This is a genomic window from Helicobacter suis (genome assembly GCF_902196135.1).
Taxonomy (GTDB): domain Bacteria; phylum Campylobacterota; class Campylobacteria; order Campylobacterales; family Helicobacteraceae; genus Helicobacter; species Helicobacter suis_A.
Genome location: NZ_CABIKE010000002.1, coordinates 81,756 through 106,189 on the forward strand (window position 1 = coordinate 81,756; position 24,434 = coordinate 106,189).

At 40.1% G+C, this 24,434-nt stretch carries 28 protein-coding genes and 4 tRNA genes; 8 read left to right on the forward strand and 24 right to left on the reverse strand.

Annotated elements, in window-relative coordinates:
• Positions 1–28: 28 nt before the first annotated feature.
• From G6Q06_RS01825 to G6Q06_RS01835, 3 genes are read right to left on the reverse strand one after another with little or no spacing between them, the layout of a single operon-like run.
• A complete protein-coding gene (locus tag G6Q06_RS01825) occupies positions 29–724 on the reverse strand; it encodes a 1-acylglycerol-3-phosphate O-acyltransferase (RefSeq protein ID WP_163533594.1) in 696 nt (231 codons plus the stop codon).
• Positions 714–1,808 carry a hypothetical protein gene (locus tag G6Q06_RS01830; protein ID WP_240329156.1) on the reverse strand — a complete coding sequence of 365 codons (1,095 nt, stop codon included), beginning with the start codon at positions 1,806–1,808 and terminating at the stop codon, positions 714–716. Before G6Q06_RS01830 ends, G6Q06_RS01825 begins: the two co-directional genes overlap by 11 nt.
• A 10-nt stretch (positions 1,809–1,818) precedes the next feature.
• Complete coding sequence (locus tag G6Q06_RS01835; protein WP_163565534.1) at positions 1,819–3,195, reverse strand: S41 family peptidase; 1,377 nt, start codon at positions 3,193–3,195, stop codon at positions 1,819–1,821.
• A gap of 139 nt (positions 3,196–3,334) precedes the next feature.
• Here G6Q06_RS01835 and G6Q06_RS01840 point away from each other — a divergent pair, with 139 nt between their 5' ends.
• The 3 genes from G6Q06_RS01840 (at position 3,335) to G6Q06_RS01845 (ending at position 6,073) form a co-directional block, all read left to right on the forward strand.
• Positions 3,335–4,408 carry a hypothetical protein gene (locus G6Q06_RS01840; protein ID WP_163564790.1) on the forward strand — a complete coding sequence of 358 codons (1,074 nt, stop codon included), beginning with the start codon at positions 3,335–3,337 and terminating at the stop codon, positions 4,406–4,408.
• The gene (locus G6Q06_RS08705; RefSeq protein WP_275896939.1) at positions 4,405–4,533 is read left to right on the forward strand and encodes a hypothetical protein; all 129 of its coding nucleotides are present in this window, start codon (positions 4,405–4,407) and stop codon (positions 4,531–4,533) included. The genes G6Q06_RS01840 and G6Q06_RS08705 overlap by 4 nt, the downstream gene beginning before the upstream one ends.
• Positions 4,534–4,669: 136 nt before the next feature.
• Complete coding sequence (locus G6Q06_RS01845) at positions 4,670–6,073, forward strand: hypothetical protein (protein ID WP_163565535.1); 1,404 nt, start codon at positions 4,670–4,672, stop codon at positions 6,071–6,073.
• Here the strand turns inward: G6Q06_RS01845 and G6Q06_RS01850 are convergent.
• The 9 genes from G6Q06_RS01850 to dcd all read right to left on the reverse strand — a co-directional run bounded on the left by G6Q06_RS01850 (position 6,060) and on the right by dcd (position 11,435).
• The gene (locus G6Q06_RS01850) at positions 6,060–7,556 is read right to left on the reverse strand and encodes a Na+/H+ antiporter NhaC family protein (RefSeq protein ID WP_163565536.1); all 1,497 of its coding nucleotides are present in this window, start codon (positions 7,554–7,556) and stop codon (positions 6,060–6,062) included. The two genes, G6Q06_RS01845 and G6Q06_RS01850, sit on opposite strands and share 14 nt — an antisense overlap.
• 19 nt (positions 7,557–7,575) lie before the next feature.
• Positions 7,576–7,663: transfer RNA gene (locus G6Q06_RS01855), tRNA-Ser, on the reverse strand.
• 21 nt (positions 7,664–7,684) lie between these two features.
• Positions 7,685–7,759, reverse strand: a tRNA-Cys gene (locus tag G6Q06_RS01860).
• Between the two features lies 1 nt (position 7,760).
• Positions 7,761–7,847, reverse strand: a tRNA-Leu gene (locus tag G6Q06_RS01865).
• A gap of 45 nt (positions 7,848–7,892) precedes the next feature.
• Complete coding sequence (locus G6Q06_RS01870) at positions 7,893–8,201, reverse strand: TRL-like family protein (RefSeq protein ID WP_430734573.1); 309 nt, start codon at positions 8,199–8,201, stop codon at positions 7,893–7,895.
• A gap of 23 nt (positions 8,202–8,224) precedes the next feature.
• Positions 8,225–8,299, reverse strand: a tRNA-Gly gene (locus G6Q06_RS01875).
• A gap of 40 nt (positions 8,300–8,339) precedes the next feature.
• Positions 8,340–9,866 carry a dipeptide ABC transporter ATP-binding protein gene (locus G6Q06_RS01880; RefSeq protein WP_205435787.1) on the reverse strand — a complete coding sequence of 509 codons (1,527 nt, stop codon included), beginning with the start codon at positions 9,864–9,866 and terminating at the stop codon, positions 8,340–8,342.
• Positions 9,867–9,870: 4 nt separating this feature from the next.
• Positions 9,871–10,878, reverse strand: a complete 1,008-nt coding sequence (locus G6Q06_RS01885; RefSeq protein WP_163565539.1) for an ABC transporter permease — start codon at positions 10,876–10,878, stop codon at positions 9,871–9,873.
• A complete protein-coding gene (gene dcd / locus G6Q06_RS01890) occupies positions 10,875–11,435 on the reverse strand; it encodes a dCTP deaminase (protein ID WP_163565617.1) in 561 nt (186 codons plus the stop codon). The genes G6Q06_RS01885 and dcd overlap by 4 nt, the downstream gene beginning before the upstream one ends.
• Positions 11,436–11,448: 13 nt before the next feature.
• Here dcd and rlmN point away from each other — a divergent pair, with 13 nt between their 5' ends.
• Complete coding sequence (gene rlmN / locus G6Q06_RS01895) at positions 11,449–12,600, forward strand: 23S rRNA (adenine(2503)-C(2))-methyltransferase RlmN (RefSeq protein WP_163565616.1); 1,152 nt, start codon at positions 11,449–11,451, stop codon at positions 12,598–12,600.
• Between the two features lie 306 nt (positions 12,601–12,906).
• Here the strand turns inward: rlmN and G6Q06_RS01900 are convergent, their stop codons facing one another.
• The 3 genes from G6Q06_RS01900 to G6Q06_RS01910 all read right to left on the reverse strand — a co-directional run bounded on the left by G6Q06_RS01900 (position 12,907) and on the right by G6Q06_RS01910 (position 15,569).
• Positions 12,907–13,803: a hypothetical protein gene (locus tag G6Q06_RS01900; RefSeq protein ID WP_163565540.1), complete on the reverse strand. Its 897-nt coding sequence runs from the start codon at positions 13,801–13,803 to the stop codon at positions 12,907–12,909.
• Between the two features lie 67 nt (positions 13,804–13,870).
• Positions 13,871–14,125 (reverse strand): hypothetical protein, encoded by a 255-nt coding sequence (locus tag G6Q06_RS01905; RefSeq protein ID WP_163565541.1) that lies wholly within the window; start codon positions 14,123–14,125, stop codon positions 13,871–13,873.
• Between the two features lie 25 nt (positions 14,126–14,150).
• Positions 14,151–15,569 carry a phage minor head protein gene (locus G6Q06_RS01910; protein WP_163565542.1) on the reverse strand — a complete coding sequence of 473 codons (1,419 nt, stop codon included), beginning with the start codon at positions 15,567–15,569 and terminating at the stop codon, positions 14,151–14,153.
• Positions 15,570–15,622: 53 nt separating this feature from the next.
• Here G6Q06_RS01910 and G6Q06_RS01915 point away from each other — a divergent pair, with 53 nt between their 5' ends.
• Positions 15,623–16,036, forward strand: coding sequence for a phage virion morphogenesis protein (locus G6Q06_RS01915; RefSeq protein WP_163565543.1), 414 nt, complete (start codon positions 15,623–15,625; stop codon positions 16,034–16,036).
• Here the strand turns inward: G6Q06_RS01915 and G6Q06_RS01920 are convergent.
• Both G6Q06_RS01920 and G6Q06_RS01925 read right to left on the reverse strand, forming a co-directional pair.
• Positions 16,004–16,279, reverse strand: coding sequence for a hypothetical protein (locus tag G6Q06_RS01920; RefSeq protein WP_163532871.1), 276 nt, complete (start codon positions 16,277–16,279; stop codon positions 16,004–16,006). The genes G6Q06_RS01915 and G6Q06_RS01920 overlap by 33 nt on opposite strands.
• The gene (locus tag G6Q06_RS01925) at positions 16,276–16,413 is read right to left on the reverse strand and encodes a hypothetical protein (RefSeq protein WP_163532870.1); all 138 of its coding nucleotides are present in this window, start codon (positions 16,411–16,413) and stop codon (positions 16,276–16,278) included. The genes G6Q06_RS01920 and G6Q06_RS01925 overlap by 4 nt, the downstream gene beginning before the upstream one ends.
• An 869-nt stretch (positions 16,414–17,282) precedes the next feature.
• Here G6Q06_RS01925 and G6Q06_RS01930 point away from each other — a divergent pair.
• On the forward strand, positions 17,283–18,329 hold the full coding sequence (locus tag G6Q06_RS01930) for a metallophosphoesterase (RefSeq protein WP_430734574.1): 1,047 nt from the start codon (positions 17,283–17,285) through the stop codon (positions 18,327–18,329).
• Between the two features lie 39 nt (positions 18,330–18,368).
• On the opposite strand, the gene G6Q06_RS01935 is transcribed toward G6Q06_RS01930, so the two are convergent.
• Complete coding sequence (locus G6Q06_RS01935; RefSeq protein ID WP_163564955.1) at positions 18,369–19,058, reverse strand: outer membrane protein; 690 nt, start codon at positions 19,056–19,058, stop codon at positions 18,369–18,371.
• A gap of 159 nt (positions 19,059–19,217) precedes the next feature.
• On the opposite strand from G6Q06_RS01935, the gene G6Q06_RS08710 reads away from it, so the two are divergent.
• A complete protein-coding gene (locus G6Q06_RS08710) occupies positions 19,218–20,816 on the forward strand; it encodes a methyl-accepting chemotaxis protein (RefSeq protein ID WP_275896940.1) in 1,599 nt (532 codons plus the stop codon).
• The gene (gene ung, locus G6Q06_RS01945) at positions 20,817–21,551 is read left to right on the forward strand and encodes a uracil-DNA glycosylase (protein ID WP_163565544.1); all 735 of its coding nucleotides are present in this window, start codon (positions 20,817–20,819) and stop codon (positions 21,549–21,551) included. It abuts the gene before it with no gap.
• Here ung and lpoB read toward each other — a convergent pair.
• From lpoB to rpsF, 6 genes are all read right to left on the reverse strand, one after another.
• Positions 21,537–22,184 carry a penicillin-binding protein activator LpoB gene (gene lpoB / locus G6Q06_RS01950; RefSeq protein ID WP_163565545.1) on the reverse strand — a complete coding sequence of 216 codons (648 nt, stop codon included), beginning with the start codon at positions 22,182–22,184 and terminating at the stop codon, positions 21,537–21,539. The genes ung and lpoB overlap by 15 nt on opposite strands.
• A 66-nt stretch (positions 22,185–22,250) precedes the next feature.
• A complete protein-coding gene (locus tag G6Q06_RS01955) occupies positions 22,251–22,721 on the reverse strand; it encodes a hypothetical protein (protein ID WP_163565546.1) in 471 nt (156 codons plus the stop codon).
• A 2-nt stretch (positions 22,722–22,723) separates the two neighbouring features.
• Positions 22,724–23,236 carry an LPP20 family lipoprotein gene (locus G6Q06_RS01960; protein ID WP_163565547.1) on the reverse strand — a complete coding sequence of 171 codons (513 nt, stop codon included), beginning with the start codon at positions 23,234–23,236 and terminating at the stop codon, positions 22,724–22,726.
• A gap of 55 nt (positions 23,237–23,291) precedes the next feature.
• Complete coding sequence (gene rpsR / locus G6Q06_RS01965) at positions 23,292–23,549, reverse strand: 30S ribosomal protein S18 (RefSeq protein ID WP_163532863.1); 258 nt, start codon at positions 23,547–23,549, stop codon at positions 23,292–23,294.
• Between the two features lie 17 nt (positions 23,550–23,566).
• Positions 23,567–24,022: a single-stranded DNA-binding protein gene (ssb, locus tag G6Q06_RS01970; RefSeq protein ID WP_163532862.1), complete on the reverse strand. Its 456-nt coding sequence runs from the start codon at positions 24,020–24,022 to the stop codon at positions 23,567–23,569.
• Positions 24,023–24,430, reverse strand: a complete 408-nt coding sequence (rpsF, locus tag G6Q06_RS01975) for a 30S ribosomal protein S6 (RefSeq protein WP_163532861.1) — start codon at positions 24,428–24,430, stop codon at positions 24,023–24,025.
• Positions 24,431–24,434 lie beyond the last annotated feature (4 nt).

Below are 24,434 nucleotides of genomic sequence, written 5' to 3' on the forward strand. Positions count from 1 at the left end.
AACATGCCTAAACATAAAAAGCAATAAATTAGCTAAGCAGTTCTTGATAATGCTTGGTATATTCTGCTTGCATATACGCCTCTAAGTCTTGATACCAATTTGTGCTTAAATCTGGTTCAAAGGCCTTTAAAAGCACCATGCGCAGGTGTGTGGCATGCGACTCTAAAGGTTTGGTGTTAAAAATTCTACGGGTGTTTAATAATAAAATAGGCTGGATTTTAAGCTGGAGTTTTTCGGCTAAAACCCTAGCCCCCGGTTTAAAGGGTAAAAACGCCCCCTCACCTCTGCCGCGCGTGCCTTCTGGAAAGATCACCAGCGGACGCCCTTGATCTAATTTTTCTTTGGCAATTTTGATTAAAGAGGCTAAACCTCTTCTATCGTCTCGATCAATTAAAATCATTTCAGGGGTTTTAAGCGCGTAGCCATAATAGGGAATGTCGCCTAGCTCTTTTTTAGCAATCCAGCAAATATTACTAGGGTGGTAGGCCTCTAAACAGATAATATCAATGATGCTTTGGTGGTTGAGTACGATTAAACTAGCGCTAGTATCAAATTCGCCTATTGTCTCTAAAGGCGAGCCCATTAAAAAGAAGAAAGAACGGCACCATTTGCGAGTCCGGCGTGAATTGTTATGTTTGCGGGTAAGAAAATTCATTAGAATAATAAAGCCAAGCCCTAATCCTACCACCAAAAGCGCATAAATTCCGCGTATCTTACTCCACATCTTCTTTTTTCACCCAGCCTATTTTTTCATCATTGGTCATAATTTTATAATACTTAGCATGCGAACCGATGATTTTTACATGTAAAACTTGCTGTGGAGTGGCTAGTAAAGTAGAATTTTCTGTAGGTAAAATTTTAATTTCTGATCGCGCTTTTAAAAGCCCGTTGCGGTAGGTAGAAAAGATATTAAACAACAACACACCTAGTAAAATCACAGCAAAAAATAGGGTGGTTTTTTTATAGGAAGTAAGAAAGCAAAGTATTAGCATCACCAGCAACAAAAAGATTAAAAACAAATTAGAAAAGAGTAATAAATTATTTTTAGGCTTGAGGTTACTTTGTGTACTCACACTCTCATCAATAGGAATGAGAGAAAAATGCAATTCCTTAAACTGCTCCTCTTGTAAAGAAAAATAATTAAAGGAAAGAGCTTGCATATTTTTAGGCAAAATGCAGTAATAAACCCCGCTAGAATGATTCGCTCCAAAATGCGTGCTTTCAAATCCCTGTTTGATACTCCCTGCAATTTTAAAATCCTCTAAATTCGCTCCTTTACTTTCTATTTCAAAGACTAAGATATTATGGGTGCTATCATACTCTTTAACCTTATAACCTATGATCTTAAAATCACGCGCAACCACCCCGACATAATTAGGGTGTAAAGAGAGATCAACTACTTGTAAGGGGATACTAGGCGCGCTAGAGCTATCTACATAACCTTGATCTTTAACAAAAGCACTCACTTTAAGCTCAGGGATTATCGCTTGAGTTCCCATTACCTTATAAGTATAAGTTGCACTAAAAGTATCATTGCCTAAAGCTTTCCAAGTAGGCGTAAAATTAAGGCGTTTGAGTTGTTTAGAGTCTGGGATTTTAGAGAGTTCAGCGCCTAAAAATTTAGCTTGCGGGAAAAGTAAAAAACTATACTGCACAGAAACACTTTGCCCCACATACACAGGCTTACTACTCAGTTCTTGTAAATTTAACACCTTGAGATAAATAACCTTAGCCTTAGGCTCTTCCTCTGCTTGTAAACCTAATAAGAAAACTAAAAACCCTAAAATATAGCCTATAAAATGCCTCACCCCTATTTTTTTACTTATGAGCGCTCTCTTTCTTAGTAGCCATGAGAATATCCCATACCTTAAGGGTGTCAATTGCGACTTTAAGCTGAATATCCGCGTTGATGTCTTTAAGCGTGATTGCCTTTTCCTCTTTATTCTCTTTTTTGCCCGGCACAGGTTTTTTATTATCCTTTTTGGTGTTTAACTCTTGGAGTTCTTGTTGCAAATGGTGTTTTAAGTCTGCTTCTTTCAAACTAAACTTACTCCCATCTTGGGGTACACTGCCCGGATAAATTAAAATATCTGGTTTGATCCCAACTGCTTGAATAGTACGCCCACTGGGCAAATAATAGCGGGCAATGGTGATTTTAATAGCCTCGTCTCTACCTATAGGGAAAGTGGTTTGTACACTACCCTTACCAAAGGTGTCTTCACCAATGATAATCGCCCTTTTGTGATCTTGCAGCGCACCTGAAACAATCTCGCTTGCACTAGCTGTACCGGCATTGACTAGTACGGCAATAGGCAAGTTAGGATAAGGGGCTCTGCCATTGGCGCGGTATTCAATGTCTTCAGATTTAATACGCCCCTTTTGCGACACAATGATGCCATGCTTGATAAAGAGATTGGAAAGATCAATAGCTTGGTTGAGTAATCCCCCCGGATTAGAGCGCAAATCTAGCACAATTCCTTGTAAATTTTTAGCCTTGTTAAGTTCGCTAAGCACGCCCTTAACCACATTGCGATCAAAGGAATTAACCCGTACATATAAAAAGTTTGTGCCCTCAATTTTTTTAGCGTGTACGGATTTGATTTTAATGATGTCACGGATCATTTTGATAATAATAGGCTTGGGTTCGGATTTACGCACAATGGTAAGTTCAATAGGGGTTTTAGGCTTGCCTCGCATTAAATTAACAGCATTATCAATACTCATGTTAAGCGTGCTCTCTTGGTTGATTTTCAAAATCACATCTCCAGCTTTAATCCCAGCTTTAAAGGCGGGTGTGTCATCTAGGGGGGCAATCACGGTGAGCGCGCCATCGCGGATTCCAACCGTGATACCTAGCCCTCCAAATTCACCCTCTGTTTGGGCTCTAAAATCCCTAAATTTTTTAGCCGTTAAATAAGACGAGTGGGCATCTAAATTACTCAAAAGCCCGTCAATGGCCTTATCTACAATATCATTAATGCTCACCTGATCTACATAGTAGCGCTCAATTTGCTCTACCACGCTAGAAAATTTCTTTAAAGCATTGAGGCGTTCAGCAGTGGTGGGTTTGCTATTTTTTTTAAAGCTTCTTGCATGTGTGGGGGTAACCTGAGCCACTTCTTGTTGCAGATTATGGGCTACCAGCCACACGCTTAAAATAGACGACACAACCCCCATTGTAAAATACTTGTTCATCATTTCCCTTATCTAATTATTCGCGTTAAAGCCGCCATTTTATCTAAAAATGCGTGATTTTACAATCTAAACTTTATTTTAGTCTGTATTAAACTCCTGCCCACTATAATCGCTAAAACCCAACCCTTAAGGTTATTATTTGGAGTCTTTGCAACTCTACCAGAGTGTTTTGCATTTTTTTCTTGATCCAACCCAAACTCTTCTCTCTAATTTAGGGACTCAGATTTTAGAGTTGCCACAATTTTCCTTATTTTGTAATCTTTGCATGGTTTTAGCCTTGATGTTATGGGCTTATCAAAGGATGCGCGCTTTAGACTTTTTTAAGTGGAAAACCCTTTTTGATCTAGCCTCTTTTGCCCTCTTTTTCACCCTTTTTAATTATGCAATCCACCACCCACAAGATTTTTACACAGAACTTAAACACCTCATCTTTTACCCGGCTAATACCCTAACAGAGCTTATCCATGCAAGTTTAAAGGCATCTGCATCTACTCTTAATTTAGAAGAAACCCATTTAGATTTAGAATTTCTGATCAATCAAAATTTCCACACCCTTGTTTTACTCATCAGCCAAATTAAGCCTATCAACTCAGAAACCCTTATTTCTGTTATGCTCATTTTAGCCCTTGTTATATCTCAAGGGATTCTTCTTATCTATATTCTAGCTTTAACTCTAATGGTCTCTATTGAGCTGTATTTATGGCTAGCTTTGGCTATTTTTATCTTGCCACTTGGATTATTTGGTTTGCGCCTATTAGGGCTTTATTTTAAAAAGTGTTTGGTTTTAAGCTTTTATCAGCCCCTCATCATTCTTATAGCCTTTTATAACGCTAAAATCCTTACTACCCTCATTACAAATATTCCACCCACTCCCTTACAATCTCCACCCCCCTCACTCATAGAAAACTATTTTATTTTAATTGCCAGCACCCTTTTAACGCTCTTTTTAACCAAGAGAGTCCCTATTTTTATCAACGGGCTTTTTGGCACTAAGGGTTGGTTAGCAGATCTAGCCACTATTAGCACAGCTAGTAAAAACTTAGTACTCCACCACACCCAAAGCCTATTAACCTCCTTTGTATCCTCTGATACAACAAAACACGCCACCCACACAGTTACACAAGAAAATTTAAAACAAGAACCCTCTTTTAGCATACAAACCCTCTCAACCGCACAAATCCAGATTCAAAACGCCTCTAAGGAACATCTATGAAAATTTCTTTTCTCTTATTCTTAACTATCACCTTACACGCCTGTAGCAGTAAATTCCATGAAATGCAAAAAAGCCCCTGTGCTTTTAAAAATTTAAAGACACAAAAAGTACTAGTTTTAACTTAAGCTTAATCTCAAGTTTCATTTACTTTTTGTTTTCTTTTCTACACTTACATACCCGTGCTGTTTCTCATAGAATTATTTTCAAGGTTGTCTTTATTATGAATTTATAAAGTATATTATTTTTTATCCGGAGCACGCCATGAATAAATGGATTTTAATCTCCCCCATTCTTGTTACAACTCTCTTTTCTAACCCTCCTTTGCCATCACCAGACATTTCTTTCTTTTCAAAAACTCTCCATGAAAACCCAGAAGATTCAAGTATCAGTACTCTAATTTTAGATTTTAAAGACAAATGCAAATCCTGCGTATACACCACGCCCATACAACAAAAAGGCTTGGCTTTTTTAGAAGCCCTTTTATCCTTAAATGTCCATGATAGAAATTTGATTAAACCTGTTAAACATTTGATTTTTTCTCTAGGTTTTGATCAAAGAGTAACCTCTGTTGTACAAACCAGTGCGGCTATGCAACTTGCACTCAAAATCTATACGATCACTAGCGCCCATTCAAGAGCGCTTGATAGACCCCTTTATAGACGCTTTACCCAGAGTTTTTTAGACTTTAAAGCCATGCTTTTACCCCAATTCATGCAAGTAGCTATCACACAATTAATTTTCCCCTCTCCTCTCCCCTTTGCCACCAAAGCACTCATTGAAAAATTTAAAAGTGTGCAAAAACACATGCAAACCAATCCAAATGATTCTAATCTCAAGGTGGCCATGCAATCTCTTTTAGAGAGTATCCACACAAACACCGGATCAGCTCACGCCCAGATTCGATCGTATTTGCTTGCTAGCACCCTTAGATCTATTACAGAGAGTTTATCTAATACCCCCTTTGATGATATCTGGTTAGAAACACCGGATTTAACCCTTTATACAAATCATATCTTACATGTTTACCACACCCTTTTAGCTCCCTCTAACCATAGTTTAGAGCGCTATTTAGAAACTTTCATGGTAGATAATGCCGATAATTCCCCCCACATCACCCATAAATTAGAACATGTTTACCACCACCTAGAAAAGTTGAAGAGTCGCTATTTAAACCACACTTGTTTTACCCATGAACAAGCAATTATCCACGATCAACATAATTTATCCATGATTTTAAGAATTTTATACACCCTAGATCAAAACCCCCAAGTTAACACCACAATTAATAATATTTCAGATGTACTTGCCTGTTTAGCACTCTACCAAATGGTGCATAACATTCCCCTATATGCTTTTATCAATAAAATTTTATACGGCGTGCGTAAAGCGCCCATGCTCTCTTTTGATCTCCCCCATTTTAAAGAACTTGAAGCCCAAATTTTAACCTTAAAAAAGGCCTTAAGCATTGACGATCACTTACAAGCCGAAAAATCTTTAAGAATGTTAGTTTCACAAATCTCTAATTCTTATACCCGTGTGCGTACTTTTGAAACCAAACATGAATCCATTGAAGAGACTAATACCTATTACCGCGCGCTTAGAAGCCAGTTGATTGCCATTAACACCTCTATTCATGGACCAAAGCTAAGTTTTAGTTATTTTTAAACATGCGCTTTAAACCATAAAACAGGGCTATTAAAAATAAAGCCCCCCCGATAAAGCCCACTATCTTAGAAAGGCTAAGGCTAGCGATGAGAAAAGCAAGCATGGCACAAACAGCTGTAAGGGTGGCGTAGGGTAATTGGGTTAAAAAGTGGCTTTGAACTGAACAACCTGCCCCAGTGGCTGATAAAATAGTTGTATCTGAAATAGGCGAGGCGTGATCGCCATAAACCGCCCCTGATAAAATCGCTGAAACCACCAGCACAATATCACCCCCCACCACACTCACCATTGCTGTACCAATAGGAAGCATGATCGCAAAAGCCCCCCAGCTAGTACCCGTGCTAAAAGCAATAAATCCTGAAATTAAAAATAAGAGCAAGGGCATGAGTAAAAACACGCCCTGAAAATGTGCGATCAAACTGGCTAAATACAACCCTGTTTGTAAATCATCTCTAATCATGGGACCAATTGCCCAAGCTAATACTAAAATTACAATCGCAGAGGCCATGCTTTTAAAGCCCTGATAGATCAAAGAAAAAAGGCTATTTGGTGGTAGATAGCGCCAAGCTAGAAAGAGACAAAAGATTAAAGAAATAATCCCGCCTACAAAGAGAGAAAGCGCGCTATTAATATGGCCTAAAATGTCTAAAAAATCTTTATGAACACTCCCTACATAGCCTGTATAAAACATTAAAATCGTGGTACTCACAAGGAGCATAGCAATGCTTAAGAGTAAAATAGAAAGAGGGGCTTGTTTAAAGGGTTGGATTTTTGTATCCTGCACGCCTACATTTTGGTATTTTTGCATGGCCGGTAGGTTGATTTGCCAAAGAATGGTTAAAAACACAGCTAAAAGCGCAAACCACGCATAATAATTACTCAGCGTACTTTTAAGTAGTAAAGCAAAACCCTCTTTAAGCAAGGGCGAGCCTTCATTTTGCATCACCCCTACGATATAAGCCCCCCAACTAGAAAGCGGCACAAGCAAACACACAGGCGCTGATGTTGAATCAATAATATAGGCTAAACGCTCACGGCTTGATCTATGCGCATCATTTAGGGTTTTACTAATTTGGCCTACAATTAAGGCGTTAAAATAATCATCAATGAAAATCACAATCCCGGCAATTAATGCAATGCCCTCTGATTGGCGCGCGCTTTGCACATGGTTTTTAGCCCAACGCACAAAAGAGTTAATCGCCCCGCTGCTAGCAATAATCTGGCTTAAAATCCCTAGCAAAATTAAAAAGCCAAAGACATACAGACTATTTAAATTAGGGATTAGGCCTTGTGATTGCTTGTGATAAAACACGGCGCTAATTTTTGTATAAAGATAAATCACAAGGCTAGAAAGATGCCCATCTGTAAGCAATAAAGCGCCTAAAACCATGCCGCTAAAAAGCGCAAGGGCAACTCTACGCGTAAAAATCACCATAGCAATCACAAAAAGAGGCACAAGCAAACTTAAGGGAGAATGTCCCAAGAAATTCCTTAAGAGAATGTGGCCGGGAGAGAGGGATTTGAACCCCCGGAGGTATGACCCTCAACGGTTTTCAAGACCGCCGCTTTCAACCGCTCAGCCATCTCCCGCTAAGTTAAAAAGTTAAATTTTGGAGGCGACGCCCGGATTTGAACCGGGGAATCAAGGTTTTGCAGACCCATGCCTTACCACTTGGCTACGTCGCCATGGTGCCCAAAGCCGGACTTGAACCGGCACGGTATTGCTACCGAGGGATTTTAAGTCCCTTGTGTCTACCTATTCCACCACCTGGGCAAACAAACGCGGGCGCTATCTGCCCGGCATTTTGGAAGCTAACGATCAATCGCCTTTAACGATAGTTACATAGTGACCGTAAAGTCCTAGTATATTTGTTACCTTACGATCCACAGACTTAATGGTTTTAATACCTCCCGCTTGAGCGGCTTTTTCTACTGAACAATCGCCAAAGGCGGCAATGCCAAGAATGCTATGACAAATTGCCTCACCCCTTTTAGAACCACTTTCACTATTTCCCGAAACCGGAAGTGTTACACCCGTAAATAAAGTTCCCACAGGAAAAGGTGATGCACAACCACTAACTAAAACGCCCACACACACACACACACTTATAAGCTTAGAAACGCGCAACACTAAAAGCCCTTCAAGAAAATTGGAGCGGGAAACGGGGATCGAACCCGCGGCCCCGACCTTGGCAAGGTCGTGCTCTACCACTGAGCTATTCCCGCACAATAAAAACGCTTATCTTAGCAACATTTACTTAACAAGTCAAGTTAAGCGCGTCTTTAAAAGTTGCTTTGTATAGGGGTGTTTGGGGTTTTTAAAGATAATATCTACTTGGCCACTTTCTACCACTTGGCCACCCTTTATCACAAGAACCCGATCACACATGCTCTCAATCACATCTAAATCATGGCTAATAAAAATATAGCTAAGGCGCATTTTTGCCTGTAACTCTAAAAGCAAATTAAGCACCACCTTTTGCAAACTCTTATCTAAAGCCGAGGTGGGCTCATCCATTAAAACCACTTGCGGGCGGTTGATAATAGCCCGTGCAATGGCCACCCTTTGGCGCTGCCCTCCGCTTAACTCAAAGGGATAACAATCTAAATACTTAGCCTCTAATCCCACCGCTTCTAAACTCTCTATGGCTAAATTTTTATCTAAAGAGTTTGAGCCTTCTAATAAAATATCTTGTACACTCCAGCGCGGGTTTAAAGAGGCATAAGGGTTTTGAAAGACAATTTGAATTGATTTTCTTAAGGGTCTAAAGGCTTTAGAGTTAAGCAAATGAATAGGCTTATTTAATAAATACATTTCCCCTTGACTTTGAGCAAGTTTTAAAATCCCTAGCGCTAGCGAACTCTTCCCACTCCCAGATGCCCCCATGACGCCTAAGGTTTCTTGCGCATGTAAACTTAAATTAACCCCGCTAATGGCTTGAAAAATGCGATCTTTGCCTAAAAATCTCTTTTTGGTGTAATGCACACTAAAATCTTTGAGGCGCAACACTTCTTGGGTGTTAGGCGGCGTGCTTTTTTTGCTAAGATAGCGCGCGTTTAAAAGTAGCTGTGTGTAGGGGTGTTTGGGGTTTTTAAAGAGTTCTTCTGTTGTGTTGTGCTCACAAATCCTACCCTTTTGCAAAACATAAACAGACTTAGCCACCTGTTTAATCGCCCCTAAATCATGGCTGATGATTAAAATAGCCATTTGGTTTTGCACACTCAAGTACAAGAGTAAATCTAAAATCTGCTTTTGAATCTGTGCGTCTAAGGCGGTGGTGGGTTCATCACAAATTAAAAGTTTAGGGCGATTAATGAGTGCCATAGCTAAAGCCACGCGTTGGTTTTGCCCCCCGCTTAATTCATAAGGGTAGCGGTTAAGCAAATCTAAAGAAAGCCCCACTTGGTTGATCACTTCCACAAGGCGATCATGTGCGCTAGATTTAGAAAGTTTATTGTGTAAGAGAAGTGTTTCTAAAATTTGTTTATGGATTTTATGCAAGGGGTTCAGGGCTGAAAGGGGTTCTTGTGCGATATAGCCAATTTGTGCGCCTCTAATCATTCTTAATATAGAAGTTTTAAGGCTTAATAAATCCATACCCTCAAATATGATTTTTCCATGAGTAGCACAGATAAAGGGCACAAGCCGTAAAATTAATTGGGCTAGCGAGCTTTTCCCGCTCCCACTCTCCCCAACTAAACCCACCCTTTGCCCGGGCAATACTTCTAAATTAATATCTTTTAAATAAAAATCTTGCCCAATTCTTGCTTCTAAATTTTGAATGCTAAGCAGGGGTCTACTGTCCGCTGAAGGCATCACGCACCCCCTCCCCGATAAAGACAAGCAAAGAAAGTAAAGTTGCGGTAGCAAAAAACCCAACTAGGGCTAAATGGGGCGCATAAAGGTTGTTTCTACCCTGATTGAGCAGTTCGCCTAAAGAAGCGCTCCCAACTGGCATGCCAAAGCCTAGAAAATCTAAGCTGACTAAGGTAGTGATACTTCCGGCCATGACAAAGGGCATGTAAGTAATAGTAGCCACAAGGGCATTAGGCAAAATATGATAAAAAATCACGCGCATATCACTCACCCCTAGCGTATAAGAAGCCTTAACATAGTCCATATTACGCCCTCTTAAAAATTCAGTGCGCACCACTTGGGCTAAACCCATCCAGCTAAAGGCCAACACTAATAACAAAAGCCACCAAAAACTAGGGGTAAACATGCTAGAGAGAATGAGCAATAAAAAAAGCATGGGTACAGCGCTCCAAATCTCTAAAAAGCGCTGGCCAAATAAATCAATAAAGCCGCCATAATAGCCCTGTAAAGCCCCCAAAGCCACACCTAAAACCACACTACACACGCTTAAAATGAGCCCAAATAAAATAGAAATGCGGTAACCATAAACTAGCCGTGCTAACACATCGCGGGCTTGATCGTCTGTACCTAAAAGGCGTTTAAGACTAGGGGGAGTGGGAGCGCTTTGTTTAAGATCCATAATAATGGTGTTATAAGAATAGGGCACTAAGGGCCAGATTACAAAAGCATTTTTAAGCAGGTGTTTTTTGACATAAGAGTCTGTGTAGTCAGTGGTGGTGTAAAAATCCCCGCCAAAGGTGGTTTCAGGATAATCTTTAAAAAGAGGAAAATAGCTTTTGTGATCTTTATAGATAAAAAGGGGTTTATCATTGATCCAAAGCTCAGCACTACAAGAGAGCAAAAAAAGCAAACTAAAAATAATACACGAATAAAACGCCCGCCTATTGGCACAAAAGGCTTTAAGTCGTCTTTGAGAAAGGGAGGTCATGGATTAATTTTAGGCAAAGTGATGCCTTGTTGTCCTTGGTATTTGCCCTGTTTGTCTTTATAGCTAGTAGTACAGACACTATCGCCTTGTAAAAAGATCACCTGTGCGATGCCCTCATTGGCATAAACTTTAGCCGGTAAAGAAGTGGTGTTAGAAATTTCAATAGTGATATGCCCCTCAAACTCCGGCTCAAAGGGCGTAACATTGACAATGATCCCACAGCGCGCATAAGTGCTTTTGCCTAAACAAATGGCTAGTACATCTTTAGGCATGCGGATATACTCTATGCTATGGGCTAGTGCAAAGGCATTAGGTGGGATAGTGATAAAAGTTTGGGTGTGGATACTTTGGACTAAGCGCGGATCAAAGTTTTTAGGATCAACCACTCCTTTTTGTTGCTCAAAGAGCATAAACTCTGTACCCACGCGGATATCATAGCCATAACTACTTAATCCATAACTCACCATGCCCTTACTCACTTGATTCTCACAAAAGGGCTTAATCATGGCATGTTCTAAACTCATCTTTTTAATCCAAGTATCGGCCTTTAAACCCATATAAACCTCCAAAATCCCCATTATAGCACAGCGATTTAAGCATTTTGGGGCTAAAATGTGTATCAATTCTGAAAGGCTTTTCATGCAATCGCTTTATAACTTCACTTTTGAAGAATTACAAACCTACGCCACTGATCACCATTTTAAACCCTTTGTGGCCAAACAAATTTTTGCTTGGCTTTATCAGCGCTATGCTAGCTCTTTTGATCAAATGCACAATTTGCCTAAATCTTTAAAAACAATCTTGCAGAGAGATTTTTATATCCAGAATTTAAAGTTATTGGTTAAAGAGTGTAGCCAAGATAAAAGCGAAAAATGTTTATTTGCCACCCACGATCAACATAGCTTTGAAAGCGTGTTTATGGTGATGAAAGAAAAACAGGTAGGCGATCAAGGGCAAATTTTAGCACAGGAAAAACTCACCTTTTGTTTGAGTTCACAGATTGGTTGTAAGGTGGGTTGTGTGTTTTGCGCCACAGCTAAGGGGGGATTTGTGCGCAATTTAAAAGCGGGTGAAATTGTAGAGCAGGTGGTGGCTTTAAAGCACATGCACGCGCTAGAGCCTACTAAGGGGATTAATTTAGTTTTCATGGGCATGGGCGAGCCTTTGCATAATTTTGAGCAGGTGGTGCGCTCCATTAGAATTTTAAGCCACCCACATGGGCTTAATATTTCTCCTAAGCGCATCACCCTTTCAACAAGTGGGGTTGTGCCTATGATGGATATTTTAGGGGCGCTTAATTTGGGGGTACAGCTAGCTATTTCTTTGCATGCGGTAAATGATGCACTACGCTCTAAACTCATGCCCATTAATAAAACCTATAATATTCAAGAGTTAATAAAGGCCGCAAAGCGCTTTCCTATAGATACGCGTAAACGGCTGATGTTTGAATATTTGGTGATTAAAGATTATAACGACGGGCTAGAGCATGCTAAGGCTTTACTTAGATTGCTCAATGGATTACGATCTAAAATTAATCTTATCCCTTATAACCCCACGCCTCATTCTAAGTTTGAACGCCCCGATTTAGAAAAAGTCAAGCAGTTTGCAGACTTTCTTAACCAAAGGGGTTTACTTTGCACAATGCGCCTCTCAAAGGGCTTAGATATTAGCGCAGCCTGTGGACAGCTACGGGAAAAAACACGCGGGATTAGTGGGGCATAGCGTTTTTAGAGATGTGTTTTTTAAAGGCTGTTTAGCGTTATGGGTTTTGGCAAGGTTTTAAATAAATAGAATTTAGGGGTGGTTTAGGTTAATCTATGTGATCGGTTTAGGTAGTTAAACTTTCAAGGCGTATTGAACGCCCTTTAAATAGCGCTTTAATATGGGTTAATTTACAAGGTGCAATGTTTTTAATTTCTAAAGATTTTAGTGTGATTCTAACGCCTTATCTGTTAAGTTATCTTTTTAATTCTTTAGTGGTATAAGAATAAGAATTATATAGTAACACCTATTAAGCTTAATATTTTCTCAAACACGCGGGCTAAAACCGCCAATAATTTGGGGGATTACTTGGTAGTAGTCTGGGCGCATGTTACGCCTTAAGGTGATCGCGTATTCTAGAGTTAGCGACTCTTGAAGTTGTGCCTCTAGTGGCCTACAGGCAAAGATAAAGCTATAGACTAGATTGTATCTGTCCTCGCCAAAATCGCGGTAAAATTCGCTAAAAGCCTCTTGTAATTGCGTAACACGCGCTTTAGCTTGATCTTGAGCCTCTGTATTATCAGTAGGCGCATTTGCGGCCATTAACAAGTATTGAGTTGCGCTGGCAACTAGCGCAAATAAAACATCATGAATGGCTTGAGTGGCGTTTATTTGTTTGGTATAAAGTTCAACTAAACCTAAAACATAGCGATAATAAAAGGAGGCTACTCCGCTATCTCCGGTTATAAGTGTAAAATCAAGTTTTCTAAATTCCGCGTTTCCCATAGCCTCATAAACAACAGCAAAAACGCTAATACTATCCAAACCGCGCATATAATCTTTAAAATCTTGGGTTAGCTCATTATTGCGCCAAACCACACCCTTAAAGACCTCGTAATTTTCAAAATGCAAACCTAAGGGGGCTAAATCGTTATTGGTGATATTCCTAGTTCTTATTAATTGATTAATTAGATTTAAGCGCTCTTGTCTTTCTTGTTTGCTTAATTCCACTTCAGGGGCGGGGGCGATCTGGGTTTGTGTAGGCGCTTGAGTGGGCGTACTAGTGCTCTCCACTTCAGGGGCGCTATTTTGCGCGGGGGGTTGTGTATTTGTTTGAGTGGCGGGCGCTGTTTGGGGGTTAACAAACTTAAGAAGCCGCCCCCGCATAGTATTAAGCCCGCTAATGCGATCCTCTAACTTTTTAAGCGCTGTAGTAAAATCCATTCTTTTGGCCTTAACTTTTTTGAATGGATTTTACAAGGGGTTTTGATCAGAAAATGCGCAAGGGGGGTTAACTAAGGGCGTACGGTTGTTCTTTTGGCGGTTCAAGGGGAATAATGGCCTTAACCTCATACATATAAAGCCCATATGGCACACCATTAGTACCTAACAAAATAATATCATCATCTTCATCGCCCGTTTGAAAAGCATAAGCATAGGTTTTTAGCCACCCCTCTAAAATAATATCATCGCCCCCGTCATCATCATAACAAATAATGCGCATTTTGCACCCCAAGTATTGGGCGTAATCCTCTAACTTAACCATTGCTAACCTTTTGCACCGCCCGCGCTCAAAGCTCGGGGCTATCCTTATAGAGTGGTACGGCGTGTATCTTACCTTTCCCGCTCAAATGGATTTTACTAAAAAATGTCTTTGTAGGCTCTTTGATGCTTAGTTTTGGGTGTGGCAATACGATTGCTTCAAAATCTGGGTGGTGTACAACTACATGACCTCGCCAAGAATTATTTTTTTTAGTCAAACTACCAAGATCAGCGCTTCCCCTTATCCACCCCCTCACCTCCTCAATACTCGGGGCTTTTGTGTAGTAACTGCGGCCTTGTATGTATCCGGGGCTATCTAAAACATGCTTTTCTTGCTTTTCATTCAAACTTAACAAAGATAGCGCGCTTTTGATTGTGGCTAGCACTCTTTGGGTGAAGGGATAGGGTTTTTCAGCTGGGAGGCGTTTAGCTAGTTCATCAAAATCTAGACTTTGGATTTTAAAACCCTCTTTTAAGGGAGGCGCTTCCTTGAAGTGCTCTAAACCGGTTAATTCTGTGCCTTGAATCTCTAATTCATACCAGCGCCCTAATTTCTGCCCCACTAATTTTCTGCTATCTTTGTTAGTGGCCACTAGTAGCGGATTATCTAACACTTCTTTAGCTAAGAAAAAATCAAAGAGATCATTAGCGGGGTTAGATTTTAGGGTTTTAGATTTTAATGTGATAGGCAAAGTTTCTAAGTTGCCAAAACGCAAACCCCCGCCATTTTGTGAAAGTCTTAAGAGAGATTTAAAGCGCGCTTTTTTGCTAGCGATATTTTGCAACACCCCTTTAAGTAGGCTTGTGGCTTTGGAGTTGTTAGCGTAAGTGGCTAGTTTGTTCTTGAAAAATGTAGCTAAGAATTTGTTGTTATCACGCTCAAAACCCCCCGCTTCAGTCCCCCCACTTGTGGGGATATTTTTAGTGATCTCAATGCCTTTTGTTTTGATCTGTCTTTCGCTCCATATCTGGAGTTCACAGCGACACCCCCAATCAAGTGGCGGAGTGTGGTTATCCCAAAAGGGGTGTTTTCTTGGCAAACAAACATTATCAAAGGCTAAATGCCGCGCCGCGTTGTCTTTGCGACTATGAAAAACATAATACCACCCATCACCATTGCTACTGCCCACAATAGGGGGCGCACTCTCATAGCGCATTAATTTACCCCTAGTGTTGGCATAAATTAAATTATATTTAAACACCCGCTCAAGGCGCTTTTTATTCAAAGTTTGCACAAGTTGGGGGTTTGTTTTAACAAAGTCATTAAAGCTTTGGCCTTTAGCTAAGGCCTTTTCTAAGGCACTTTGATAGGCTACTAAAGTATCAATTTTACTAATACCACTAATGCTAAAAGCGCGGATATACTCGCTAAATTTGAAATTAGCGCCATTGGGGATTAATTGGGGTTTTCTAGCTTGTAGGCTAGCGATTGCTTCTAAAAAGGGCATGGATGGCCTTTTTTGTGTGCTATTTTAGACAAACAAAAATACAAGGAATGCGCATGTTTGATTTGTCCGTGATCACCCAAGAAATAGCCAATGCCATTGAGGAACAGGTACGCCAGTCTTTCACACAACAAAAAGACTTGACTACTAACCGCTCATGGAGTCCGCTAAAGCCTAAGACACTCAAGTACAAACCTAGAAACAAGCCGATTTTAGAGCGTAGCGGCCTTATGCGGAGTGCTGTCCGTGTAGACATTGAAGGCAATAGCATAAAAGCGCGCGTGAATGTGGCTTATGCACAATTCCACCAATATGGCACTAGAAAAATGCCACAACGCCGCTTTTTGCCTTTTGATAATCAGGGGAGACCTGCTCCAGCGCTAGAAAATGAAATTAATGAGATTTTAGAGCCCACCGGCAAAGGCGGGCGGGATTTGTTAAGACAAGTGGGCTTGTTTTTGTTTTCTTGAAGTTTTTTTAAGGCGATAGACTTTTAAGGCGCGCTTATATTGCTGTTCATTCATATTTAGCCGCACACATAAACTTAAGCCATTTTGTCCGGTGAATTCGGCTAAAAACGCCTTGACTTTTGCAAGTGTGCCATTTTTAGGGATGTATAATTCTTTGCCACTCAAGAGCTTTTTAGCCTCTTTTGGAGTGCTAGCACAAAGCTGCTTGTATAGCTCTTTTTCTAATCTAATGTGGCGACTCATGCTTGCAACTTTATACTAAAGCTTTGGGTAGTGGTTTTTTCTACCCCAAGTTTACTTAATGTGGCCTCATCTAAATTGCCTAACGCGCTTAAAAGTAGGCTTTCTTTGACTTTGATACAATGTTGAAGTCCCATTTCTTTAACTTATTGCCACTAGTGCTAAATGACAGGATAGCCTCATAACTGCCAATGTAGAGAGCACAGGCCAAAGAGGCACAGCAGTAACAAGCAGTAGCACAAGCCCCCTACAATGAGCAATTACAGGTTTTAGAAATGCAAAAAATCGCCGCTCAGATTGCCGGCAGGCTAAAACCCAGAAATATAGCCAACAAGGCACTTTAGTAGAGACACACACGGCAAGCGGGCAAATCAACCAGAATTTAGATTTAGCCAATTTAGCCGCTGCAACATAAGATCAACATAAGATCAAGATCAAGGCCACAAAATCCTAAGCCCACCCCCTACACACAAGGGAGTAAGTGGCAGAAGTATTTTAGTGCGCAACATGTAGAACTAGGAGGAAAACATGCACCCTTATATTGAATTTGATCGCGTGAAATCAAAGCAAGATTTGGCAGTTTAAATAAATTTGCTAAAGCTTATAATGTGAAATTTAGTGTGATTAGATACAGCATTGATAAGCGCTCTTTAAAGGTTTTAGTAATCTAACTACCAGACTCAAACCTTTTAACTTCTCTTAACAGATCAAATTTTATAATCCTGCTATGGCGTACCTCATTTTTTATAGTGTGTTCATCGTTTTTTTAGGTCTGACTAACTTGTATGTGTATAAAAGATTGCTCCAAAAAATGGTTTTACTCCAGTATGTGGGTGGATTAGCCGGGTTTATGGTATTGGGGCTTTTTATTGCGCAGTTGGTGTTTTTATTTGCCAGTACCTCAAGCCGGCTGCATTTAGGCACATCTGCTTATAAAATTCTTTCTTTTTCCTACGCGCCTACCTATGTTCTATTTGGGATAACTCTACTATTTGAGTGTTTAAACATCGCCCTAGCTTTGATAGGCAAACCCCACAAAAGCCACTCCCCCTACCTCTCTTTTCTTTACACCTATGGCATCGTGTGTATTCTTATTTTTTTGCTTTTTATAGGCATTTACAAGGCTATCTTTAAAGCTAGCCAATTTAATTTAGATATTTCCTTGCTTGATTATGTTAATGTTTTAGCATTTGCCGCGCTTGTTAGCCTTGCTTTAATGAATAAACAAGAAATTAAAAACCAATTTTACCCTCTCTTTGATTTAGCTTTTTTGGTTTTAGTGATCTATTTTAGTGCTATCATTGCCCATAACGCCCTTGAAATCCCCGCCATTAAAAAAGTCCAAGTTGGAATACCCGGGCTAAAACAAGACCTTAGAATCGCCATGTTAACAGATATGCATTTAGGCCCTAACTTGCATGAAAAATTCCTCAAAGAGATTATCCAAAAGGTTAATACCCAAAAAGTAGATATGGTTGTGATTGTCGGGGATTTGGTAGACACTAACCCTAAAAACCTAGAAGGTTACATCTCTAAACTTGATGATTTAAAATCCACTTACGGGACATTTTATGCTGTGGGTAACCATGAATACTACCACGGCCTTTCCTCTGTACTAAATCTTTTAAAAACCCATACCCATATGAAAATTTTATTTAATAGCAGTGTAGATATGGGGCCTCTTAATATCGCCGGATTAGCCGATCTAGCAGGGCTTAGATGGGGAGGTGAGTACGCGCCCTCTTTGCCTAAAACTATTAAGCATTTGAATAAAGATAAACCTAGTATTTTACTCACCCATGAGCCAAGAGCCGCCCTTATTTATGATTTAAAAGATTTTGATTTAGTTTTAAGCGGGCACACTCACGGGGGGCAGGTTTTCCCTTTTATGTTTTTAGCAAAGTGGCAGCAGGGATTTATCCACGGGCTTTATGCTTTAAGCGCTAAAACAAAAATCTATGTGAGTAGCGGGGTAGGTTTTTGGGGACCGGCAATGCGTGCTTTTGCTAAAAGTGAAATTGTAATTTTAAATCTTAAAAGAGAAAGTAAGTAAAGAATACGCAGTGCCCGGGGCGCAAACCCCGGGCATTTACTAGAAGTTGATTACATAGTTCATGTAAACAGAGAAATTGCGTTTGAACATAACCGAATTGACATCGTGATCTACAACCGCTTTATAGTAGTAATTTGTAACAAGAGGGATACGCAAGCCAAGTTCAAGCCCCTGATGTTTGGTGAAATTAGCCCTAAAACCAAGATTGATAGGGAGCTGAAAGTAGCTAGTATTCATTTGAGCGTTTGTACCTAGTTGGCGATTTAGCGTCATGTATCCGCTTTGTCCAGCAGCTAACCAGCTAGATCCTTCTAAGGCTATACCAGCAAAGAGACCGGCAGTTTTGACTCCGTCTTTGTCTTGATAGAAGTCATACAGAAAGTCCATCCCGCCGCCGTAGTTGAAGTTGGCTAGGTCTGTGCGCCCATTATAAAAAGTTCCATGTTGCCAAGCAAAGGTAGCATAGTAGCGCAAACCAAAGCGTTTAGTCTTACCAAAAAATTGTTTATAACCCACTTGGGTATCTAGGCCATACATGTTCCCATAGAGGGTAGTGGCATTAGCATAACCACCTAGAGGGCTAGCACTACCGCCACTGTGGGCTCCACGCAACATAGTAGAATATTGGAAACCACCTTCCATATAAGCCCCGCTTTTTTCGGCACTAAGTGGGGTTAAACCTGCAAATGTTGAAAAAGCCATTGGGATTGCTAGAAAACGAAAACGCATGAAAACTCCTTAAAATAATTTACAAGGCGATACTATAGCAAAAAAAATAATGATCAGAAACAATAAAGGGTTAATTTGGCCAAAAACAGGCTAAAACATTTTAAATTTTAACTTTTGCTTAATTGTTATGTATAATGTTGCCATTTATAAAGCGGGTTGATGATGTTTAAAAGTATTAAGGCTAACTTGGCTGTTTATATTTCTCTTGCATCTTTACTTGTAGTGGGTGTTGTCTACTTTTCCTTGCATGCAGGTTATGAAAGACTTACCACTAGACAAAGTATAGCTTTTATTAAAGTGATTAACCAAGCCCTTGTTACTATGGTTAAAGAAGCGGCTTTAACAGGCGATTCTAACCAATTAACGCGCGTTGTCCATGATAGCCAAAGATTGCAAGGCGCGCATGTGAGTTTTATCCCTTCTCAAGAGGTGATTAAATTATTTGGTTTGAGTGCGCATTTTACTAGAGATGCAGAGATGTTGCGTATTTTTAAAGATAAAACAAGCGCCCCTAAAATCCACTTTCTTGAGGAAAATAAAAAACACATTATTTTATTGCGCCAACCCTTCATCGCCGAAAAACTCTGTTTAAGTTGCCATGTTAACTCTAAACTAGGCGATGTGCTGGCTATTTTAAATGTCAAATTTGATTTAAGCAATATCCACGATCAAATACTAACCCACACTCTTAAAACTTTAGGTTTTATTTTAGGCATGCTTGCATTCATTGGCTTTATTTTATTAATCCTCTTTGAAAAGAATTTATTTGGACCCTTAGCGCGTTTAAAAGAAATGGCAAGCACCCTCACCCAGTCTAAAAAGGCAGATTTAACCCAAAGATTAGAAAGCAAACGATTAGATGAAGTGGGCAGTACAGCCCATTTTTTTAATCTCTTTATCCAAAAACTCCAAGAGATTATTAAAATCTCTAAAACAATTCTAAGCTCTAATATGGCCACTAGTGGCGCGATTGAAAAGGCGACAAAAACCCTTAAATCCACAGAATCTAATGAAGATCAAATCATTAAAACCATGCGTAGCTTAAGCCATGATGTGGATTTAAACGCCACAACAACTTTACAACTACTCCAACTAGCCACTGACAATATTAAAAAGGCCGATTCTTCTATGCTCACCTTTAGCCAAAGCATTAGCCAGCATGTCCAACTGGCTTTAGATGCGGCAAAGAATCAAGATAGCATTGCCAAAGAAGCCAAAGGTCTTACACATAGCGCGGCTGAAATTAAAAATGTACTTTCTATTATTGAAGAAATTGCTAATCAAACTAATTTATTAGCCCTTAATGCTGCCATTGAGGCCGCGCGGGCGGGCGAACACGGCAGAGGGTTTGCGGTGGTGGCTGATGAAGTGCGCAATCTAGCTAGCAAAACGCAAAAGTCTCTTGCAGAAATTACAAGTATGGTTAATGTGATCACCCAAAGCATTGGAGATATTGGGCTTAAAATCCAAAACATGGCTTTAGAATCTGAAGATCTTTCTAAACAAACTTCTGAGTTAAACACCCACATTAAAGCCGTCCAAGATGATTTGTCTATCTCTAATAAAACCGCTGGGGAGGCTATTAGCAGCAATGAGCAAATTGGACGCCAAATTAAAGAAATGGCCACAGCCACCCAAAACTTAGTTGACATGTTTTCTCAAATCAAACAACAACGGCTGAATTTAGAAAAGAATATCCAAGAAATGCTAGAACACAATAGCCACCTTAATCAAGAATTTTCTAAGTTTGAGGTGTAAATGCTTTTCCACATTTTAGAGCGCCTACGACAAAGTGCTTGGTTTGCCTTATTAGAACCTCTTAGTCAAAGCCCTTTTTTCTCTACTCTTAATCAAAATTACATGCAAAGCTTAAAAGAGGCGCACAAAAAAAACACGCGGGTTTTCCCCCCACTCACCCAAATTTTTAGGGCTTTTGAAGACACCCCTTTAGAAAAATTACACACCATTCTTTTAGGCCAAGACCCCTATCATGGCACTTTTATGCACCAAAACCAAGAATACCCCCTAGCTTGCGGGCTAAGTTTTAGTGTGCCTAAAAATGCCCCTATTCCTCAGAGTTTACAAAATATCTACAAAGAATTAAGCGCTAATTTGCAGATCAAACCTAGTTGTGGCGATCTAGCCCCGTGGGCACAACAAGGCGTGTTATTACTCAATGCCATTTTAAGCGTAGAAAAAAATAGAGCCAAATCCCATGCGGGTTTGGGCTGGGAATGCTTTACTGATGGAGTTTTAAAGCAAATTTCCCAACTAGAGCGCCCTCTAGTCTTTATTTTTTTAGGCAAGGTTGCACAGGAAAAAATCAAGCTTTTAACACCCAACCCTAAACACCTAATCATCACAGCCCCCCACCCAAGCCCTTTAGCCCAGCTGAGAAACTCTAGCTTTCTAGGGAGTCGTATTTTTAATCAAGCAGAGGATTTTTTAAAAGAACAAGGGGTGTTGATGGACTGGTCTTTACCATGCCACTGATTTATTGCTACCTAATTTAGTGATAGGAAATTCATGACTCCAAACTTCTAGCCCGTTTTTGACGCTGGTGATACTAAGGATAAAGACATAGTCAATCCGTTGTTTAGTAGAACTCACCCTAGCATTTCTTTGGATAATTTTACCACTCAAGGAAAGATCAGGGGCGCGTATTGTGCCTTTTTCTTGTGTAGTTTCTTGGTTAACTTCCTCATTGTCTCGGAGCTTACGGGCTTTAGCAATCATCTGATCGGTTGCACCCCCGCTACCGGCAACAAATCTAGTTACATAATATTTATCCTTAACTTGCTCTTGCAAGGTTTGAATCACCATTTGGGTGAGTTGTTGTGGATCAAAATGCTGTTCGGTATCATTGATCACATCAGAAACCGCAATTACCTTTTTACCTTGTAACCCTTGCATCTCTTTGCTAGCTAGCATGGATTGTACAGCCGTTTTAGCCGCGTATTCAATGTCTTGATAATCTAGTCCCGCTGTAACATATTTTTTAGATTCTTGATCGTGTTTGGAAACATAACTCACTTGTTGGCCACAACCGGCAAGTAGCAATGATCCAAGTACACAAGAAACCCATATTTTAGGGCTGTGTATCCCTTTTAAAATCCACTCTTTCATGGTGTTATCCTTTCATTTTGCTTATTTAGATTTTAGTAGGTTTTTTCTTTAAAGGCCTTATTTGCTTTAGTTCGTGCTCTCCTTTTGTAAGGGAGGTTGTGTAGCATTTTTAGCAGGTGGGTTTATTTTTTGTTCTGCTGGGGTCTGTTTTTGATTGTCAGGCGGAGTTACAATACCGGAGGGTTTTTTTTGCACAATAACCTTAACCTGTTTAGCGCTCTTAGAATCCATACCAAGCAAGACATAAACCCTATTAGAGTCTACCCATTTGGCTTTTAACAAACTTGGCAGTTGCACAGAAACTTTTTCCTTAGAATCAACCTTTTGATCCTTTAGTACAAAGTCTGCTAACTTATCTCTAGCCATAGTGCTAGCCATACTCATGGCATAATCCACATCCCCATCCAAAATATCCGCAGACCCGCAGGCTACGATATTCCCCTTACTAAGCTTTGCTACACCAGAACATTGCTTAACCCACTTGGGCGCACCCGCTAAAACGCTTGCTAATAGCAGACCAAATACTACCCATCTCATGCCTATTTAGTAGAGTTTAACCCCAATTCTGATCGTACTTTGGAGATAACTCCCTTATCCAAGCCCACCAAAACCCACACGCGATCTTTACCAACCCATCTAGCTAACATCTTACTAGCCGTGAGTACGCGATCTACTTTTTCACTAACGGTACGGCTACTGGTCTCACTTAAGGCGTTATTACCTCTAGAAACCTGTTCTTGAACATCTTTCATGAGTTCTGCTTTAAGATTTGTGGCTAGATTAGCCCTAGCTTTAGCAGCGGCCATGTCAGTAGCATAATCTACATTGTTACCCACAATATCCTCTTCACCACGCCCTTTAAACGTGGCGCTATCCTCTTTGCTCTCCATTTTGATATGGTTTAAGTCCCCAGTAACCCATTTAGGAGCGTCTTTAGTTTCAGCGCGATACGCTTTATTTTTCTTACTCACCCCTGATTTAGGTTGACCGCACCCTACAATTGCCAACACACCTACTAAACTTCCTAGTAACACCCACTTCTTAAAAACCATAAACGCTCCTTCAAAACAAAATCAAATTATTATACAACAAAAACCAAAATACACACTAAGACAGCCTAAAAGGATTGTCTACAACCTTTTTACGATCCACGATATAGGGGATAAGTGCCATGTGCCTTGCACGCTTGATCGCCACCTCTACTCTTTCTTGCCACTTTTTGCTATTCCCCGTTAGCCGTCTTGGCATGATTTTATAGCGCTCAGAAAGCGAATGCCTGAGTAATTCTAAATCCTTATAGTCAATAAATTCAATCTTAGCTTCTGTGTATCTGCAGTAGCGCTTAGAATACTTTTTTCTTTCCATTCATTCTCCTTATAGTGTTAAAAAGGCAAGTCATCATCAACATTGATTTCAGGAATTTTTTCTTCCTGTCTTGGTTTAGAACTTGGCACAGGTTTAGCATACGCCTCATCTCTTTGTTGGCGGTATTCTGTATTGGGTTGTGTTGTATTTTTAGAATCTAACATCACAAGAGATTCAGCAGAAACGCTATGTTTACTGCGCTTGTTGCCATATTGATCACTCCAGTTTTCAAGCTTTAAGCGCCCTTCAATTAAGACTTTTGATCCCTTGTGTAGATATTGGTTTGCCACCTCAGCGGTACGCCCAAATAAATCCACATCTATAAAGCAGGTTTCTTCTACCTTGCTCCCGTCTTGGCGTTTATAAACATGGTTAGTAGCAATGCCTACCTTGCCTATCACTCCTCCATTTGGCAAATGGCGTATTTCTACATCGCGGGTAAAATGCCCAACAAGGACGATTTTATTATACATTTAAGACTCCACAGGGGGAATCTGTTGGGGCGGGGTTTCTTTATGGGGTTTTTCAAAACCAGCGTGTAGTAAGTTTTTAGAAGCACGATGCACTAAAGTTTGCCATGCTTTTTGTTCTTTCTTGCTCTCATATTTTAAAATCATGAAGCGCAAAATATCCTCATTGATACGATACAGCCTTTCTAGTTCTAAAACCACATCTGCATGGGCTGTAAAATAGATAACAAAGTAGTACCCGCGCTTGTGCTTTTGGATTTCATAAGCTAAGTTTCTATGCCCCATATCCAAAGTATTAACCACTTCCCCCCCGCTTTTTGTGATCACCTCTTGGTAAAATGCTAATTTATCTTTGATTTCCTCTTCTACTAAAGTGGGTTTGAGAATAAACATTGTCTCATAATGTTTCAAAAAA